The 18,079-nt window shown below is 48.8% G+C and carries 20 protein-coding genes; 12 read left to right on the forward strand and 8 right to left on the reverse strand.

The genetic code is table 11. From position 1 onward, the window contains the following. Positions 1–64: 64 nt before the first annotated feature. From Q0101_RS04460 to Q0101_RS04495, 8 genes are all read right to left on the reverse strand, one after another. On the reverse strand, positions 65–697 hold the full coding sequence (locus Q0101_RS04460) for a hypothetical protein (RefSeq protein ID WP_297942747.1): 633 nt from the start codon (positions 695–697) through the stop codon (positions 65–67). 64 nt (positions 698–761) lie between these two features. Beyond that, the gene (locus tag Q0101_RS04465; protein ID WP_297942749.1) at positions 762–1,298 is read right to left on the reverse strand and encodes a hypothetical protein; all 537 of its coding nucleotides are present in this window, start codon (positions 1,296–1,298) and stop codon (positions 762–764) included. A 25-nt stretch (positions 1,299–1,323) separates the two neighbouring features. Then, on the reverse strand, positions 1,324–1,599 hold the full coding sequence (locus Q0101_RS04470) for an Imm53 family immunity protein (protein WP_297942751.1): 276 nt from the start codon (positions 1,597–1,599) through the stop codon (positions 1,324–1,326). A gap of 91 nt (positions 1,600–1,690) precedes the next feature. After that, on the reverse strand, positions 1,691–2,044 hold the full coding sequence (locus tag Q0101_RS04475) for a hypothetical protein (RefSeq protein ID WP_297942753.1): 354 nt from the start codon (positions 2,042–2,044) through the stop codon (positions 1,691–1,693). 115 nt (positions 2,045–2,159) lie between these two features. Then, complete coding sequence (locus Q0101_RS04480; protein ID WP_297942755.1) at positions 2,160–3,512, reverse strand: coproporphyrinogen III oxidase family protein; 1,353 nt, start codon at positions 3,510–3,512, stop codon at positions 2,160–2,162. A gap of 69 nt (positions 3,513–3,581) precedes the next feature. After that, positions 3,582–3,929, reverse strand: coding sequence for an AzlD domain-containing protein (locus tag Q0101_RS04485; RefSeq protein ID WP_297942757.1), 348 nt, complete (start codon positions 3,927–3,929; stop codon positions 3,582–3,584). Beyond that, the gene (locus Q0101_RS04490) at positions 3,929–4,687 is read right to left on the reverse strand and encodes an AzlC family ABC transporter permease (RefSeq protein ID WP_297942759.1); all 759 of its coding nucleotides are present in this window, start codon (positions 4,685–4,687) and stop codon (positions 3,929–3,931) included. Before Q0101_RS04490 ends, Q0101_RS04485 begins: the two co-directional genes overlap by 1 nt. 221 nt (positions 4,688–4,908) lie before the next feature. Further along, the gene (locus Q0101_RS04495; RefSeq protein WP_297942761.1) at positions 4,909–6,471 is read right to left on the reverse strand and encodes an inorganic phosphate transporter; all 1,563 of its coding nucleotides are present in this window, start codon (positions 6,469–6,471) and stop codon (positions 4,909–4,911) included. A 174-nt stretch (positions 6,472–6,645) separates the two neighbouring features. Between Q0101_RS04495 and Q0101_RS04500 the strand changes: the two genes are divergently transcribed. From Q0101_RS04500 to nuoL, 12 genes are read left to right on the forward strand one after another with little or no spacing between them, the layout of a single operon-like run. Beyond that, the gene (locus Q0101_RS04500) at positions 6,646–7,035 is read left to right on the forward strand and encodes an NAD(P)H-quinone oxidoreductase subunit 3 (RefSeq protein ID WP_005869774.1); all 390 of its coding nucleotides are present in this window, start codon (positions 6,646–6,648) and stop codon (positions 7,033–7,035) included. Then, positions 7,017–7,526: an NADH-quinone oxidoreductase subunit B family protein gene (locus tag Q0101_RS04505; protein ID WP_297942763.1), complete on the forward strand. Its 510-nt coding sequence runs from the start codon at positions 7,017–7,019 to the stop codon at positions 7,524–7,526. Before Q0101_RS04500 ends, Q0101_RS04505 begins: the two co-directional genes overlap by 19 nt. Then, positions 7,526–8,314 (forward strand): NADH-quinone oxidoreductase subunit C, encoded by a 789-nt coding sequence (locus tag Q0101_RS04510; protein WP_297942766.1) that lies wholly within the window; start codon positions 7,526–7,528, stop codon positions 8,312–8,314. The genes Q0101_RS04505 and Q0101_RS04510 overlap by 1 nt, the downstream gene beginning before the upstream one ends. Next, positions 8,314–9,540 (forward strand): NADH dehydrogenase (quinone) subunit D, encoded by a 1,227-nt coding sequence (nuoD, locus tag Q0101_RS04515; RefSeq protein WP_297942768.1) that lies wholly within the window; start codon positions 8,314–8,316, stop codon positions 9,538–9,540. Before Q0101_RS04510 ends, nuoD begins: the two co-directional genes overlap by 1 nt. Beyond that, the gene (locus tag Q0101_RS04520; RefSeq protein ID WP_177386790.1) at positions 9,537–9,767 is read left to right on the forward strand and encodes an NADH-ubiquinone oxidoreductase subunit E family protein; all 231 of its coding nucleotides are present in this window, start codon (positions 9,537–9,539) and stop codon (positions 9,765–9,767) included. Before nuoD ends, Q0101_RS04520 begins: the two co-directional genes overlap by 4 nt. After that, positions 9,764–10,471, forward strand: coding sequence for a hypothetical protein (locus Q0101_RS04525; RefSeq protein WP_297942770.1), 708 nt, complete (start codon positions 9,764–9,766; stop codon positions 10,469–10,471). Before Q0101_RS04520 ends, Q0101_RS04525 begins: the two co-directional genes overlap by 4 nt. 1 nt (position 10,472) lies before the next feature. Further along, positions 10,473–13,178 (forward strand): NADH-quinone oxidoreductase subunit G, encoded by a 2,706-nt coding sequence (locus tag Q0101_RS04530; protein ID WP_297942772.1) that lies wholly within the window; start codon positions 10,473–10,475, stop codon positions 13,176–13,178. Next, complete coding sequence (gene nuoH / locus Q0101_RS04535; RefSeq protein ID WP_297881368.1) at positions 13,175–14,170, forward strand: NADH-quinone oxidoreductase subunit NuoH; 996 nt, start codon at positions 13,175–13,177, stop codon at positions 14,168–14,170. The genes Q0101_RS04530 and nuoH overlap by 4 nt, the downstream gene beginning before the upstream one ends. An 11-nt stretch (positions 14,171–14,181) precedes the next feature. Then, complete coding sequence (nuoI, locus tag Q0101_RS10700; RefSeq protein WP_366939400.1) at positions 14,182–15,390, forward strand: NADH-quinone oxidoreductase subunit NuoI; 1,209 nt, start codon at positions 14,182–14,184, stop codon at positions 15,388–15,390. Beyond that, entirely contained in the window at positions 15,387–15,914 is a 528-nt protein-coding gene (locus Q0101_RS04545; RefSeq protein ID WP_297942774.1) for an NADH-quinone oxidoreductase subunit J, read from the forward strand. Before nuoI ends, Q0101_RS04545 begins: the two co-directional genes overlap by 4 nt. A 1-nt stretch (position 15,915) precedes the next feature. Continuing rightward, complete coding sequence (gene nuoK, locus Q0101_RS04550; RefSeq protein WP_297900585.1) at positions 15,916–16,239, forward strand: NADH-quinone oxidoreductase subunit NuoK; 324 nt, start codon at positions 15,916–15,918, stop codon at positions 16,237–16,239. Beyond that, entirely contained in the window at positions 16,232–18,079 is a 1,848-nt protein-coding gene (gene nuoL / locus Q0101_RS04555) for an NADH-quinone oxidoreductase subunit L (RefSeq protein ID WP_297942776.1), read from the forward strand. Before nuoK ends, nuoL begins: the two co-directional genes overlap by 8 nt.

Here is an 18,079-nt window from a genome sequence, read left to right on the forward strand (position 1 = left end):
GTCCTTTTTTGCTTGCTAGATTAAACATGTTCATAATAAATTTTCGTTATTTGTAATCGCTAAATTACACCTCTATAACCACATCTTTATACTTTTCATAAAGCCTCGGCTTTAAAATTTTATCACGATACTCTTTGCCCGCATTAGTCATACATATCCAATGGCTAAATCTGCTCCATGTGTTAGGGTCTTTCCAAGTTATCTCTGCTTGGGGAGTTATTTTGTCCTCCTCTAAAAATTTATACTCAAAAAAGAAATTATCTCTAAAATAGATCCACTTCTCATAAAGCGACATCCCTAGATCGATCTTGGATAAATTCGTATCGAAGTCAGCCCATTTCTTTCTTAAATTTCCGCGCTCTATGCCGAAGTCTATCATACCCCCTAAAAATAGTTGGCCCATTACTCCGAAATACTCTCCCGCGTATGTCGGATAGGCTGAAATTTCAGGATTATCTTCGTCCGCTAGCTTATAGTCGCTTTGGATAATCCCATATAGTTCAAACCATTCGTACCAATCAAAGATTTCATATTCAATGTAATCTAAAATATCTTTTTTTCTGGTACCGGGAATTTGAGCTAATATGCGAATAAACGAATCCATCCAGCAATCAAATCCTAAAGCCTTATAAAGTTCTTCATCTTTGTTAAAAACCCAGCCGTATAGTTCATTCGGTTTCAAAATTTTAAATTTCATAGTATCTCCTTTTTAAATTTAATCGGTTGCCGATAGAATTTATCTTATTGATCCATTAGCGGTCTCATATAAACTCGCTAATATAAAAATTATTTGATTCCGAGAGCTTGGGCATACTTTTTATTATTTCATCTAAATCGACGCTCTTTATTTCGGCGCAATTTTTTACATCGCCGCAGATACCGATAAAAATAAGATCGTCTCTGTTTTTGCCTATAAATTTACCCTTTGCGTAATAGCCGCCTTCAAATCTTTCATAGGCTATATAATATAATATTTGCTTTAAAATTTCACTTTGATCCAGCTTAAAATAGGTGCAGAATTTCGCGTCCTCCATATCTTGCGATATGTCGGTGGCGCCTACGGAGCTTTTTTCATATTTTTTAAGATCTATTTTTCGGATATTGTTTTCATCTCCTTCGCCAATTGCTCCAAGCGCGCGAAAATCCATATCTATCTCGCCGTAAATATCAAAAAACAGATAGCTGCCCTTAAAGCTTTTATAGGCGAATTCTTTTACGGCGTCCTTAACAATTTCGATATTTGCAAGCGTAACTTCGGTCTTTTTGCAAGATTCGTTTTTTATCTCGACTTCGATCATCTAGGCTCCTTTATCTAGCTAAATTTTAATCCGTTAGCCATTGTACCACATATTCCAATAATTCCTCTAAATTCTCGGCTCCGCAACTTCCTTTGAGTTCGTTTTCCGTGGCATTGATGAAAAACCAATCCTCGTCATCTCTATCGATATTTATTTTGATCGGCTTTTTCCCGCTCTCGCCATCGATTTCAATCCACCAACCGGGATTATCGACCGTTTCTAGCGTAAGGCCATATTCATGCTCCCATTCTCCGTCGCATTTGGAAGCGTACCAGTTTTGTATGAGTTTTAGATTACTCATTGTTTCCTCCTTTAATTTCATAAATTTTAAAATTCCCGATCCATTGGGCTTTGATATTGCAATTGAAGCAGGGCTTCCTTGCTATTTAAATTTAATCGCTTATTAAAAATTTCTTTTCCACGCCGTCTTTATTTACGGTGATTATCTTCGAGTTTGGAATATTTAAAAATTTTATAGCTTTTTCATCCAGTTCGGACAATGGCTCCTCAAGATTAAATTTAGTTTTATAGTAATATAGCGAAAGATCTCTTTTGTTGCCCTGCTCCATAAGTTGCATTATGCACCTATCGTTTGAATCACCGGTTATATGACGGTTTATCATCATAAACGGCTCGCAGCTTTTATGAAAAGGGAAGCGGCCGAAGTTAAAAAGATTGCCGACGAGCTCAAATACAAGGACAAAAAACAGAAATAAAATGAATAGCTTGATCATTCTGCGTTTCATTGCGGCGCTTCCTAAATTTTGAAATCAAAGATTCGTTTGTGTTTTAAATACATAAACGGTATTTGCGCTTAAGTCGCGGGTGCGTCCAAGCGCTAGTAGCGGTCTGGCACAAAATTTACGACGCTATCTCGCCTTTTGCTGCGCCGGTTGCGGCGGATTCGCTTTCGTCCATAATGATGAGCTGTTTTGCGCGCTTAATCTTGGCATCGTCGCGGAACGCCGCACGCACCTTGTCCATGCCGGTGTAAAATTCCTTCATCAAAACAAGGCACAAATACGCGCCAAATTCCGTCGTACGGATGATCTCGCCCTCGATGCGCACGGCTCCTGCAAGCCTTAGCAGGCTAAGTTCTCTGCCCAGTTCGCGGCGCAAATTTAGATCGTTTGCGGCGTTAAATTTAGCGATATCGATCTCGCCGTTGAAAAGCTCGGTCAAAAAGAGGTATTTCGCGCGCTCGGATCTGCTAAAATCGCAAGTGGCGATGACGGTGCTTTCGTTTTTATGCACTCTGCTTGCGTAGTCTTCGAGGTTGAACGCATTTACGAGCAGCCTGCCGCCTAAGAAACTAAACGCACCGCTTCCGATGCCCACGTATTCGTGATTCGTGCCTACGTACTCGTCGCTCATATTTGATTTTTCGCGAGCAAAGGCCCATGCGTTGCTGCGGTGCCAGCTAGAAAATTCCTTGCAGATGATGGAGTAAAACTCCTCCTCGTGATCTACATTGCTAACGCCGAGGCTCCGCGCTATTTGATCGCGCGTCAAAGGCGATTTCATCAGCGGATACAGCGTGATCTGCTCCGGTTTTACCGCTTTTGCCGCTTCAATGTCGCGAAGTAAAATTTCGCGAGTTTGAAACGGAAAGTTAAAGATCAGATCCAGGCTTAAAATCGGTAGAATTCCGACCGCTCGAGATAGCTTTTCTTGCAAAATTTCGCCCGAGCCGAATTTGTCATAGCGCGAAGCTTTACGTAAAATATCATCATCAAAGCTCTGAACCCCCACGCTTAGGCGGTCTATTAGCCCGCGAAATCGTAGCAAGCTCTCAGGCTCGATGTGGTTAGGATCGCTCTCGCACGAGACCTCTTTGATGCTAAAAAGCGACTTGGCAAGCTCCAGCGTGCGCGCTAGCTCATCCTCGTCGATAAGCGTCGTGCCGCCGCCTACATAAAGCGTCTCAAAGTCGTAGCCTGCGTCTTTCGTGCGCTGCATCTCGGTGCGTAGCGCGCTGAAATACGCCTTACACGCGCCGCGCTCGTAGGCGTATTTGTGAAAGGAGCAGTACGGGCAAAACGTGTGGCAGAAGGGCACGTGCATGTAGAACATATATTTTTTATCGGGGTTTGGAATTTTGGCGATATTTTCCTGCGTGATGTCGATTCTAAGGGAGTTGTATAGGGATTTTTGCATAGTTTCGGCGGCGTATTTTTTGGCGAAGCTATGCACCATTTGACTGATAAAATTCATAAAACTTGAACCTTTTTTAAACTTAAAAATTAATTTTTGAAGTTTATCGAAAACTAACTTATAAATTTATCAATAATTCAATAAAAAGCGTAGCACCGCCATATATATTAGCGTAGGAAGCGCTATCGTAACGAGCGAATTGCGGAATTTAGCATGCACGACAAACGCCATAATCAGGCAAAGTATCAGCGCTGCCGTTTGCAGCACGTCTGCGCTAAAAGTCCGCTCGCCCGAAAAGCTAGGCAGCATCGTCTTAAGCGCGTATATCGTCAAAACGACCATTATCAAAAGTCCGGAGTTTTTCTGCAGATACGATAAGCTTGGACTCGCGGTCTTTTTCTTAAAAAGCAGCAGCGGCAAAAATCGCGTCAAAATCGTAGCGAGCGAGGCCAGAAAGATATAGGGCAAAATTTCCACTACCTACCCCTTTTTAAGAATTTTCGCAGTCTGCGTCCCGTGCGCAAAGGCTGCTCGAAGTATTTACGAAAGAGCAGCAATACCGCTGTGCCGAAAATCAGGGTGCCGAATAAAAAGTATTTTGCAGGAAAGATAAAAAGCCCCATAAATGCGCACGCAAAGCCCAGAAATAGCACTTTGTATTGCGGATTTGCTTTAAAAACCTCATAGGTTAGCATCGCAAAAAGCGCCGTCAGGCTAAACTCGACCCCGCTAAAATCAAGCTTTAAGCTTGCCCCCAAAACAGCCCCTGCAACGACGCCCACAACCCAGTAGGATTGATTTAAAACCGCGGTTAGATTATAGAGCAGATCAAGCTCTTTTAGTCTTTGCGACGTTACGGGTCGCTCGCCGCTAAGCTCCTCGGGACGCAAAAAAGCGCGCGCTTTTAGCAGGGCAAAGGTTTCGTCCGTAAGGGCATATACGGCGTAAATTTTATGACGTACGAAGCGCAGCTCGTCCAGGAGCGACATCGTATAGAAAAAATGGCGGAAATTTAGCAAGAACGCCACGACGAAGGTATCTACGAGCGAGGCGTGAGTTGCGATGAATGCGATCAGCACGAACTCCACGCTGCCTGCATATATAAGCAGCGAGGTCAGCGCGAGCGCCCAGACGGGCAGATCTTGGCTGATGCCGTAGATGCCAAACGCCAGCCCCAGCGGTACGTAGCCCATCATCACGGCAAGGGTGGATCTTAAAATTTCAAATTTACTCATAGCTTTCCTAAATTTAAAAGGGCGATTGTAGCTAAAATTTTATTAAATTTTCAAAGGCGTGCGGGCGGGATCTGCGCCGCTGCGAGCTGGTTTTGCGCGGTTATGCGTCGCAAGAGGAGCTGTAAAATTTACTCGCTTCGGCGCCGTAAAATTTTAAAATTTAGCCTGCGTAGAATTTTGCGAAATTTTAAAATTTCAGAGAGTGGATTTTTAAATTTAGCCTAAAATACGTGGCGCAAAAGCACGAATGCAAACGCCGAAAGCAGCGCCGAGACGGGCAGGGTGATGATCCACGCTAGCCCGATCGGCTTCATCAAGGACCAGTTCGTGCTGTGATTTACCAAGCCGATGCCTAAAATCGCGCCGATTAGCACGTGGGTCGAGGAGATCGGAAGCCCCAGCACCGATGCCGCCATGACGACGACGGCGCTTGCGAGCTCGGCGCTAAAGCCCGAAGCGGGGTGAATTTTGGTAAGATTAGTGCCTACGGTGGCGATTACCTCTTTGCCGATGAACCAAAGCCCCGCTATGAGGGCTACTGCGAACATTATCATAATCTGTTGCGGCACGGGAGTGGAGGGATTGATACTATTCGTAGCCATCGTATCGATGATGGCGGCAAACGGACCCACGGCGTTTGCGATGTCGTTGCTGCCGTGCGAAAAGGCAAAGCCGCTAGCGGTGAGCACCTGCAGCCAGCTAAACATCAAAAACGCGGATTTGTTTAAATTTGAGCGGCGCAGGGTTTTAGCGAAAATAAACATTAAAAGCCAGGTAATCAGCGTCGACATACCGATGATGAGGTAGTTGTAAAAATTCGTAAGCCCGAAATTTAGATTATGCAACCCCTTAAATATCAACATCGCCGAGATCACGAAAGCTCCGATACCCGCTACGGCGGGGATCCCGTACTCTAGGGCCTTGTGGGATTTGAGTTTCTCTTTTTTAGCGTCAAGCTCGATCACCTTTTTATAATACTCGCTATCCAGCTCACTTGGATCAAAATCTGGATCGCGCATCGCGTAAATATCGTGATTTAGCGCCTCTGCATAGGCGATCTTTTGGATGTCGTCCAGGGTCTCGAAGGTCTTTTTATGCAGCTTGCGGAGGGATTTTTTTTCGCGCTTTATGCGGTCGATCTTTATTTGAGCGTAGCGGTTGTAATCCAAAATGTAATGCTTAATTAGCCAGAAAATTCCAAAGGAGATCACTCCGCCTAAAATCGGCGAGAGCACCCAAGAGATCGCTATTTTGCCGATCTTATCCCACTGCACGAGCCACAATGCGGAAGTCTCTGCGGTATTAAGCAGGACGCCTAGTGTAAGTCCCGAGCCCACGATGCCGCCGATGATAGCGTGCGTAGTAGATACGGGCAAACCCTTTCTGCTGGCAAAAAGCAGCCACGCGCCCGCCGCAAAAAGCGCGCTCATCATTACATAGATAAAATCCCTAGGATGCACGTCCATTTTGCTAAGATCGATTATGCCACTGCGGATCGTCGAAGTTACTTCGCCGCCTGCGATTACAGCGCCGCTTGCTTCAAATACCGCCGCGATACAAAGGGCCTGCGCGATGCTAAGAGTGCCGCTTCCGACGCTGGTGCCGAAGGAATTTGCCACGTCGTTTCCGCCGATATTAAAGGCCATAAAGATGCCTAAAAATACCGAAACTAAAAATAGCGTTTTATCGCCGCTTCCTATAAAACCGAATCCCCAGATAAGAAAATAGATTGTTACGCCGCAGAATATGCCGTAGAAAATGAGACTTATCTTGCTAGATTTCATAGCTCTCCCTTAAAATCCGCGAAATTTTACCACACGCGCCTTAATCCCCACTAAATCGCACGAGAGAGGTATATTAAATTTTACTTTTAAAAGCGAATTTAGTGGCGCGCGCTAAGCTTTATTAAATCAATACTTCGTTACAATCCGCATTAAATTTTAAAACCGAGGCGAAAAATGTCTAGAATTCCGCTGCAAAGCCCGTATTTCGGAATATTCGTAATGCTAATCCTAGCCTTTTGCGTCTTTTCGCTCATCGTTAAACTATCCTCTTTGGTAGGCTCGCGTTTAGCAGATAGGCGCGACGAGCGGCTAAAGGGCGAAATTTACGAAAGCGGCCCCGAGGCCGTCAAACAGCCCAACCGAATGAACTCCCACTTTTTTTTGATAGCCGTGCTTTTCATACTTTTTGACGTCGAGATTATCTTTATGTTTCCGTGGGCGGTAAATTTTAAAATTTTAGGCGTCTTCGGGCTTGTAGAGATGGCGTTTTTCATCGTATTATTAGGCATCGGTTTCATCTACGCCTGGAAAAAAGGAGCGCTAAATTGGCAGAGCATAAGATAAACTACGCGCGCGAAAACGGGCTTCCCGTAGTTCTTACCACCGTCGATAAGCTGATCGCGTGGGGCAGGAGCAACTCTTTGTGGGCGATGACGTACGGGCTTGCTTGCTGTGCGATCGAGATGATGGCGGCGGGCGCGGGCAGATTTGACTTTGACCGCTTCGGTACGATATTTCGCGCAAGCGCCAAGCAATCGGACGTGATGATAATCGCAGGCACGCTTAGCAAAAAGCATGCCGAGTTTACGCGCCGCCTATACGACGCGATGCCCGAGCCCAAATGGGTCGTCAGTATGGGTAGCTGCGCCAATACCGGAGGGATGTTTAATACCTACGCGACGGTGCAGGGCTGCGACCGCATAGTGCCCGTGGATATCTATCTACCCGGATGCGCACCTCGCCCCGAGACGCTTCAGTTTGCGCTGATGGTGCTGCAAAAAAAGATTCGCGCCCAAACGCCGCGCCGTGCACAAAAGGCAAAAAGGCTGATCTGATGAGAAAATTTAATCCCAAAGGCGATCAGAGTAAAAAAAATTACTACAAAGATAGATTTTTCATTCCCGAGGAAACGCCTAAATCCAGCGCAAACGAGAGCGATTTCAAAGACGATCTAGACGCGCTTGAAGGCATCCAAATTTTAAACTCATACGTGGAATTTAATACTCTCGTGCTCTATGTGGAGTCTGCGCAAAATTTAGCGGCGCTGCGCGCGCTTAAGAGCGCTGGATATGAAATTTTGTGCGAGCTAAGTGGCGTAGATTTTACCGAGGCTCGCGGCGGCATCGAGGTTTTTTATCAGCTTTTGGATATCAAAAGGGCGCGCCGCGCGCGGCTAAAGTGCTTCGTGCCGAATGAGAGCTTTTTGCAAAGCGCTGCGGGCATCTACAAAAGCGCGAACTGGGCGGAGCGCGAGCTATACGATATGATGGGCGTTTGGATTGAAAATCATCCAAATTTAGCGCGCCTAATAATGCCTGATGATTGGTTCGGATACCCGCTTTTGAAGTCCTATCCGCTGCAAGGAGACGAGTTTGCCAAGTGGTACGAGGTGGATAAAATTTTTGGGCGCGATGCACGTGAACGGATCGGCGAGGAGAACCGAAATTCCGCATTCGTGGATGAAAAAGATACCTTTAACTTCGCGCGGCTCTATCACGAGAGCGGTTATGGCGAGCCGCGGCCGCAAGAGAAAATTTTACAAGAATATCAAGAAGAGGGCGGCGTGCGCTTCGTAAAACGCGCTAAACGCGGAATTTACAAGATCATTACAAAGAGAAAATAATGCAAAATCGAAGCAAGCTAAGACCGTTTTTCGAAAACATCGAGTACGAGCGCGAGGGCGCGAATATGATCTTAAATTTCGGTCCGCAGCATCCAAGCGCGCACGGCCAGCTAAAGCTAGTGCTGGAGCTTGACGGCGAGCGCATCGTGCGTGCGCGCCCGGGCGTAGGCTATATGCACCGAGGCATCGAAAAGATGGCAGAAAATATGATCTACGCGGAATTCGTCCCTGTAACAGACCGCATCGATTACATCGCATCGGGTTCGAACAACTACGGCTTTTGCGCCGCGGTCGAGAAGCTCTGTGGCATCGAAGTGCCGCGCCGCGCACAGATCATCCGCACGATCTTGCTGGAGCTTAATCGCATCAGCTCGCACCTTCTGTTTTTGGGGACGCACGCGCTTGATATCGGTGCGATGACGGTATTTCTCTACTGTTTTCGCTCGCGCGAATACATACTTGATCTCATAGAAAAATACTGCGGCGCGCGCCTTACGCACAATAATATCAAAATCGGCGGCGTCTTTTTGGATCTGCCTAACGGCTGGTTAGAAGAGATGTTGAAATTCTGCGACGAATTCCCGAGCGACATTAAAGAATTTGAAGATATGCTCGATACCAATAGAATTTGGCTGATGCGAACCGAGGGCGTGGGCGTTATCTCGCACGAAGATGCCCTTAGCTGCGGCTGTAGCGGAGTAACGCTACGCGCTAGCGGGCATGCGTGGGATATCCGAAAAGAGGAGCCCTATCTCATCTACGACGAGCTTGATTTTGACGTGCCGTATGCGAGCGAGGGCGATTGCTACGCGCGCTATAAGTGTTATATGGCGGAGATGCGCGAGAGCCTTAAAATTTTGCGCCAGTGCGCGAAACATTATCCGCTGAGCGATCCGCAAATTTTAGCGATCAATCCCGCTTACGTAAATCCTAGCAAAGAGCAGATCATGACGCAAAACTACTCGCTGATGCAGCATTTTGTGTTAGTCACTCAGGGTTTGCGCCCGCCCGTGGGCGAAATTTACGCCGCGAGCGAGAGTCCTAAGGGCGAGCTTGGATTTTATATCCGCTCGATGGGCGAAAGCCGCCCGTACCGCCTTAAGATCCGCACGCCGAGCTTTTGGCATTGCGCGGTCTATGAGGAAATTTTACCCGGGCAGTATCTTGCCGACGCCGCGGCGATCATCGGCAGCACTAATATTATCTTAGGCGAGGTGGATCGATGAAACGCTACGATTTGAGGCATCTGGGCGATAAATTTTTAAACCGCATGGGCGAAATTTTAAAAAATTCCGCTCGCGGCGAAACGATGATCTTTATGTTTGAGATGGGCGATTTCAGCGCGGTTCAAAAAAGCGCAGATCTGGTGGAGGGGCTAAATTCCACGCTTTTAAGCTCGATTCGTTATAACCAAGTCGATTGGATGGTCGTCGCCAAAAAGGGGAGAGGATGAAAATTCTAAATTTTGCGTCGCTGCTTAGCCTTCAAAATCCCGCGCTCGCAGCCAGTTTTCAGAGCGCTGAAATTTTAAGCGTATCACCGCTGCAAGACCCGCATCTTCCGGGCGAGCTGATAAAATGCGAGATCGGCGCGCAAAGCTTCGTGCTGGCGCTAATCTGCGCTAGTTTTTGCGACGAGCAATATTTTGCGGATCTGGATCTGGAGTATCTAAGCGGCGAAAGCAGCGTGGGCGAGGAGGAGATCGAGCAGATCGCGGAGTTTTTGCAAAGCGGCTGCGACGCGCTTTTGATCGACGATGCGCTTATTAAAACTCATCCAGACGCCGAGAATATCAAAGCCTTTCTATCTCTCATAGCGGCGAAGTTCTGGGTTAAAATTTTAAATTTAGGCGGCGAGCAAGCGGACTTGGGCGCACAAGAGCGGGCAAATTTAAGGCCCCTTAAAGAGCCTGAGAATTTCGACGGCGCCGTGGTTTTCAAACACGATGCGGACGAGCGGCTCATCGGCGGAAGGTATTTTTGCATGGTCGCAAAGATCAAGGGCGGCGATCGCGTCCGCATCAAAACGCCGCACTTAAATTTAGAAAAAGAATTTATTTTGGATGAGGAGCTAAAGGGCACGATCGCGCTTTTGGGCTCGGGCGGGCAGGGCTTTGGCGGTTATAATTTCGAACTAGCCGAAATTTCTAAGGTTTAAAATGGCAAAGATCACGATCGACGGTAAAGCTTGCGAGTGCGACGAGGGCGAGTACATCTTGCAGGTCGCGCGTCGCTGCGGCGTTTTTATCCCTGCGCTTTGTTATCTAAGCGGCGGTACGCCGACGCTCGCATGCAGGCTTTGTATGGTCGAAGCGGACGGCAAGCGCGTCTATAGCTGCAACGCCAAAGCCAAGGACGGCATGGTCGTTTACAGCCGCAGCCCCGAGATCGACGCCGAGCGCGAGGCGATCACACAGGTTTATTGTATCAACCATCCGATGGCGTGCGGGGTTTGCGATCAAAGCGGCGAGTGCGAGCTTCAAAATTTAGCCCATCTGATGCGCACAAATGCTCAAAGCTACGCTATCCGCGATACGGCGCGCGAGGTGCAGGATTGGGGATATTTGAGCTACGATCCTAGCCTTTGCATCGTTTGCGAGCGCTGTATTACCGCCGCGAAAGACCGCTTGGGCGTAGATGCGTTTAAGCTCGTTCCGCGCGGCGGAGACGCGCCGAGTAAGGAGCAAAAGGACGCGATGCCCAAAGACGCCTACGCCGTATGGAACAAGCTGCAAAAAAGTCTAATCGCGCGGGTAAATGAAAATGATGATTGCGTAAACTACGGCGAGAGCGCGGCCGTCTGCCCGACGGGGGCTCTGGTAGAGCGCGCGTTTAAATACGTCTCAAACGCCTGGGAGCTGCGCCAAATCCCCGCTTCCAACCCGCACAGCAGCGACTGCGAACTGCTTTATTACGAGATCAAGCGCCGCGGCATAGGCGAGCCGCGTGAAAAAATTTATCGCGTTAGTAGCGACATAAATTTTAGCGTCCTACATGCCGCAGCGCGCTTCGGCTGGGATTTTTCAAACGAGCGAGCGAGCAAAAACGAAGCGGTTTTTAGCCGTATCGTGCGCGGCATCGAGGACGGCGAGATCAAAAATATCAAATTTAATAGCTTCATCACTAACGAAGAAGCGCGGATTTTAGAGCTTTTGCGGCAAAAATTTAAGCTCGCTCTGATCAACGACGAAGCACTTGCGTATCAAAAATTCCTGCGCGAATTTTCAAAGCTTAGTGGCACGAAATTTTATAATGCGGATTCGCAGACGATTAAAAATAGCGATTTCATCGTAGTTTGCGGCACATTTTTACGCAGCGACGCTCCAAATCTAGGCTATGCGGTAAACAGCGCCTGCAAGCTAAATAAGGCAAGCGGGATCTATTTTCATCCGTTTTGCGACGAGGGCATTAAGGGTTTTGGCAAAAATTTTATCCATCAGCCGCACGCTGCGGGCTTGGAGGCACAGATCCTGCTTTGGATCTTGCAAAAGTTCGGGCGCGATCTACCTGGGTGGCTGGATGCGAAACTCGCGGCGGAATTTAAAATTTCGCGCGCCGCGGCGAAGGAAAATTTAGACAAGAAATCTGCGGGTTCGCAAAATCCTGAGAATTCTGCGGAGGCAAATGGCGCCGAGAATGTTGCGAGTGAGAGCGGTGCCGAAAATTCCGCAAGCGCGGACGGCGCTGAAAATTCCGCAAAAAATTCTGCGCAGAATTCCGAAAATGTTACGGAAAGTAAAATTTCAAATTTTGCCCGCGCGCTTGGTCTGGATGAGCAAAAAATAGATGAAATTTTGGCTAAAAAGGAGCATTTTTCGCTCATCATCGGCGAGGATTTTATCCGAACGCCAAATAGCGCTATGCTCGCGCGCCTGGCGGGTTTGGTGCAGCGCTACACGCCATTTAAAGTACTAGTGGTGCCGCCGCGCACGAATAGCCTTGGCGTCGCACTCATCTGTGAACTTAGCGCGCAAATGAGCGCTGGTGAGACGCTAGGCTATAACGAAGCGGGTGATATAAGCTTCGGCGTGCTGGAGGCCGATCTGGACGCGCCTAGCTTGGTGCAGCAGGAGGGCACGTTTACGAACTACGACAAGCGCGTAGTGCCTACCAATGCGGCGCTTGATTATAGTGGATATGAGCTAAACGATATCGCCTGTGCGCTGGGAGTTTGCGCGGAACACGCGATCAGCTATACGCCGAGTTTGGGCGCGGATTTTGAGCCGGTTAAATTTGACGATTTAGAAAATTTCTACGACAACGGCGGCGCAAACCACCGCGGATATGGGCTGCGAAACAAGGAGCTCGCCGCGAGCGAGGAGGAGTTTGAAATTTCGCTTTCAGCGCCGATTAGCGCGGGCGCGGGCGAAATTTTAATCTATGAGGCAAATCCGCTGCATCAATTCAATAAATTTAGCGGCGCAAGCAGCGGACTGGGCGAAGCGGGCGCGCTGTATCTAAGCCCTAGTATCGCCGAAAACTTGGGCGTGAGCGCAGGCGACGTCGTTAAAATTTACCAAGCAGACGGCGCGGGCCATGATGAAAAAACTAGCTGCGCGCGTAAAACGGGCGCCGCTGATAATGAAAGCGACAAAAGCGGCGCTAGTCGTGCTAAAAAAACGGATCGCGCAAGCGGCGCGCATAAAGCCGATACTGCCGGTAATGAAAATAGCGAAAGCGGCGCAGAGGGGCTCGTAAGCTTAAACCGCGAAATCATCGCTAGCGTAAAGATCGATCCAGGCTTTAGCGGGGCGTATCTGCCGTATTTTGACGAGAAGCTGCGCGGCGAGATATTTTTCAAAACCTCGCGCTATGCAAGCGTGAAAATCGAGAAAATTTCAAATTCCAAAGGAGAGGGCAGATGAGCGATAGTGCATTTTATTTCGTAGCTACCGTCTTAAAGGCGCTCGTGATTTTAGCCGTCATCGCGCTACTCTCGGGGCTTGCAACCTATGCCGAGCGTAAGGTGCTTGCCTTTATGCAGCGCAGGATCGGACCCTCTATGGTCGGGCCTGCGGGGCTTTTGCAGGTGGGCGCTGATATGATAAAGCTTTTTACTAAAGAGGACGCGATCCCTGCGCGGGCGAATAAGCTTCTTTTTAAAATCGCGCCGATAATCTCTGCTACGGGCGCTTTCGTGGCGCTTTCGGTAGTGCCGCTGCTGCCGGAGTTTACGATCGGCGGGCGGACGATACAGCCGATTTTAAGCGATATAAATGTGGGAATTTTATTTTTGCTCGGAGCTAGCGGTACCTGCGTTTATGGTCTATTGATCGGAGGGCTTGCAAGCTACAATAAATGGGGCACGATAGGCGCGTTTCGTGCGTTTTTGCAGATCACCTGCTTTGAGGTGATAAATGGTCTTAGCCTGATCCCTATCGTGATGATCACGGGCTCGCTATCTCTCATCGACATCGTAAGCGCGCAAAGCGGCGGCATTGATAAGTGGTTTATCTGGAAAGAGCCCGTCTGCTTTGCGCTCTTTCTCATCGCAGCCTTTGTAGAGTGCAACCGCACGCCGCTATGCCTTACCGAAAACGAAACCGAGATCGTAGCGGGCGCGGGTACGGCGTATTCGGGAATGCGCTGGGGTATGTTTTTTATCGGCGAATACGCCAATATCATAACCTACTCCGTCGTTACGACGCTGCTATTTTTGGGCGGATTCAACGCGTTTTGGTTTATCCCCGGCGGCGTTATGATGGTGTTAAAATCAAGCCTCGTGTTTTTCTGCTTCCTATGGGCGCGCGCGGCGTGGCCGCATCTACGCCCCGATCAGCTGATGGGGCTTTGCTGGAAAGTCTGCATGCCGTTAGCTCTTGCTTGCGTGCTAATTACCGCGCTAGCGATCGTTTAAGGAGGATTGCGATGGCAAGATACGCCCAGATCGATAAACGAGCCCCTATTAACTCAGGCGGCGATAAGCTTCGTAGATTTCTAACCCGCACCTTTCGCGGCGAGCTTTTCGTGGGGCTGTGGGTGGTTCTAAAAAATATGTTTAAGCGCGGCGGCTCGCATACGCTTCGGTATCCTATGGAAAAATTTGTCATGCCGCCTAGATACCGCGGCGTGCACAAGCTTATGCGCCTGCTTGAAAGCGGCAGCGAACGCTGCATCGGATGCGGTTTGTGCGAGAAGATCTGCGTGGCGAACTGCATCGCGATGGAGACCAGCCTCGGCAGCGACGGTCGCAAAAAGGTAGATAACTACTCGATAAATTTAGGGCGCTGCGTCTATTGCGGGCTCTGCGCGGACGTCTGCCCCGAGATCGCTATCGTGCACGGTTGCGAATACGAGCTTGCGAGCGAACAGCGAGCCTACTACGGCTTCAAAGAGGATCTTTTGATTCGCGGCGAAAATTTATGCTTAAACGGCGCGGCACAGGAGTTTGCGGGCTACGGCAGCCTGGATGAAAACGCGGGCGCGCGGATCAAGATGACGCCGAATGCCTATATAAAAAGCGACGCCGCAAGCGACGAGCCAAGCTTAAAGAGCGCGGGTTCAAATTTAAAAAGCAGCGCCGTGGAAAGCTCCAAAAAAGAGGGCGCCGCTAGCGATAAAATTCTATTTTCAGGCGCGGGCTTAAGCGGCGAAATTTTAGCCGAGCGGCAAGACGTCGGGCGGGCAAGCTTAAAGGAAAACTCCGCCGCGGACGCCGAAAATTCTAAAGAAAATTCCGTTACGGACGCTCAAAATTCCGCGCCTGATTCGCAGCGAAATTCTAAAGGAAATTCTACCTCGCAAAGCACCGGCGATTCCGCTACGGATAGTATAAATTTGGCGGAGAATTCTAAAGAAAATTTTGCTCCGCAGAGCGCCGAAGATTCCGCCGCTCAAAGTAAAAATTTTAAAGAGAATTCGGTTGCGCCGCACGTCGAGAATTCCACGGGCGGTCTTGCTACGAACGACGATTCCGTGGAAAATTCTAAAGAAAATTCCGCCATGCAAGACTCGGGGAGTTCCGCCGCGCGAGGTAAAAAATCTAAGGCAAATTCCAAAAAGAATTCTACCGCGGACGCTGAGAATTCTACGCAAAGTTCCGCGCCGGATTCCTCAGCGCAGGGGGAAGAGCAATGATACAAACGCTTGCATTTTATTTTTTCAGCGCGGTTTGCCTGGCGCTTTTCGGCATCAGCGTTTTTAGCAAAAACGTCCTTTACGCCCTTAGCGCGCTGGCCGGCGGCATGGTCTTTATGAGCGGATTTTTCTTCTTGCTGGATGCGGAGTTTTTGGGCGTAGTGCAGATCATAGTCTACACTGGCGCCGTGATCGTGCTTTACGGCTTTGCGCTGATGTTTTTGGGCGCGGATAAAAACGTAAGCGAGCCGAAAAAGGGGGCAAGGCTATTTTTCGCGCTTAGCGGCGTGATCGCATTTTTGCTCGTGATTATCGTGCTTAGCGCGGTGGTTGCAAACAACGTAGAAACGCTTAAAATTTTAAACACCGACGATACCGAGGCGCTTGGGATGATTATCTTTACGAAATATCTGGCGATTTTCGAGCTTGCCGCCGTGATGCTGCTCGTGGCGATGATCTGCGCTATCGTGCTTGCGCATAAGCAGATGGACGCGAGCCTGAGCTATGAAGAGAGCGAGGGATAAAATGGGTCTAAATCATTATCTGATCGTCGCTGCGATGATGTTTGGGCTCGGGCTTGCGGGTATGATGAAGCGAAGAAATTTGATAATGCTCTTTTTTTCGAGCGAAATTTTATTAAACGCCGCAAATTTAGCCCTCGTCGCCGTGGCGAAATTTTACGACAATATAAACGGCGAAATTTTTGCGCTTTTCATCGTAGCGATCGCCGCGAGCGAGATGGCCGTGGGGTTAGGGCTGCTCATCTTGTGGTATAAGAAAACGGGCAGCATCGAACTTGACAGCTTCGTAAATTTTAAAAATCCTTCTAAGGACGGGTCTGATGCTTGATACCGTTTTTGTATGGCTTTTAATCGCCCTTTTCGCACCGCTTGCCTCGGCGATCTTCGCAGGCGTTTTCATTCGCGCCAAAGATAAGATGTTTATCGGCGTAATCTGCTCGGCGCTGGTGATTTTAAGTACTATCGCGTCGCTTGCTTTGATGGAGCTCGTCTCTGACAACCGCCTAATTAGCGTAAGCTTAGCCGATTTCATAAGCACGGGATTTTTGGACGCAAAATTTAGCTTTCTCATAGATAGCGTAAGTGCGGTGATGATGGTGGTCGTAGGCATCGTATCCAGCGTCGTGCACGTGTATTCGATCTACTATATGTGGGATGACGAAAACTTCGCTAAATTTTTCAGCTTCCTGGGGCTTTTCGTATTTTCGATGCTGGTTTTGGTAATGAGCGATAATTTTTTAGGACTTTTCATCGGCTGGGAGGGGGTCGGACTCTGCTCGTGGCTGTTAATAGGCTTTTGGTATGATAGGAGCAACTACAGCTGGTGCGCCAACGAAGCTTTCATAATGAACCGCATCGCAGATCTTGGAATGTTGCTTGGAATTTTTCTGATCTATTTAAATTTCGGCTCGCTGCGCTACGAGGTGGTGTTTGCGAACGCAGCGGGCTTGGAGCCTGAAATTTTAACCCTGATCGCAGTGCTTTTATTCATCGGCGCGATGGGCAAAAGCGCGCAGTTTCCATTCCATACCTGGCTTGCCGACGCGATGGCGGGTCCGACGCCCGTGTCCGCGCTTATTCACGCAGCGACGATGGTTACGGCGGGCGTTTATCTGGTGATCCGCGCAAACGCGATTTTCGCGCTCGCGCCCGAAGTAAGCGGCTTCATCGTCTGCTTGGGCGCTTTCGTGGCGGTCTTTGCGGCGTCGATGGCGCTGGTTCATAATGATCTTAAAAAAATCATCGCCTATTCCACGCTTTCGCAGCTTGGCTATATGTTCGTAGCCGCGGGGCTCGGGGCGTATTGGATCGCGCTATTTCATCTGGCGACGCATGCGTTTTTCAAGGCACTTCTATTTTTGGGAGCGGGCAACGTAATGCACGCGATGAAAGACGATCTAAATATCCAAAATATGGGCGGATTATATAAGTTTATGCGGCCTACGGCGATTTTAATGTGCATAGGCTCGCTTGCGCTTTGCGGATTTTATCCGTTCGCGGGCTTTTTCTCAAAAGATAAAATTTTAGAAGCGGTGTGGAGCGCGGACGCGTATTTTATCTGGGCGCTGCTGTTTGCGGGCGCTGCGATGACGACGTTTTACAGCGTGCGTCTGATAATGCTCGTGTTTTTCGGCAAGCAAAATTTTACCCACCATCCGCACGAGGCGAAAGGCTTCGCCCTTATCGCGATGGGCGTGTTAGCCGTGCCTGCGGTGATCGCAGGCTTTTTCGAGCACGATTTTGCTGAGTTCGTGCTTAGCATATTGCCGGGATTTAAAATTTCGATCCCGCACGGCGTGGAGGTAATTTTGATCGCCCTAACGCTAGCGATGATAAGCGCAGTAGCGATCGGCACGATTTGGACATACGGCAAGGGTAAATTTAGCCAAAATTTAAAGAACTGCAAATTTTATAAAATTTTGATCGCTCAGTATTTTATCCCGCAAATTTACGAGCGCGTGATCGTGCGCGGATACGCTAAGCTTAGCGAGATCTGCGCTAAATGCGACGGCGCGATCATAGACGCCAGCGTCGATCTGATCGCTCGCGTGGCGGTAAAAAGCGGCGAAGGTGCGGATCGCGCGAGCAATAGCGGAGATTTGAGCGCAAATTTAAGGTGGATGGTTTTGGGATCTTTCATTTTGCTGATTTTGGCGTTTGCGCTGTGA

Origin of the sequence: uncultured Campylobacter sp., from assembly GCF_937921625.1 — a bacterium.
Lineage (GTDB): Bacteria > Campylobacterota > Campylobacteria > Campylobacterales > Campylobacteraceae > Campylobacter_B.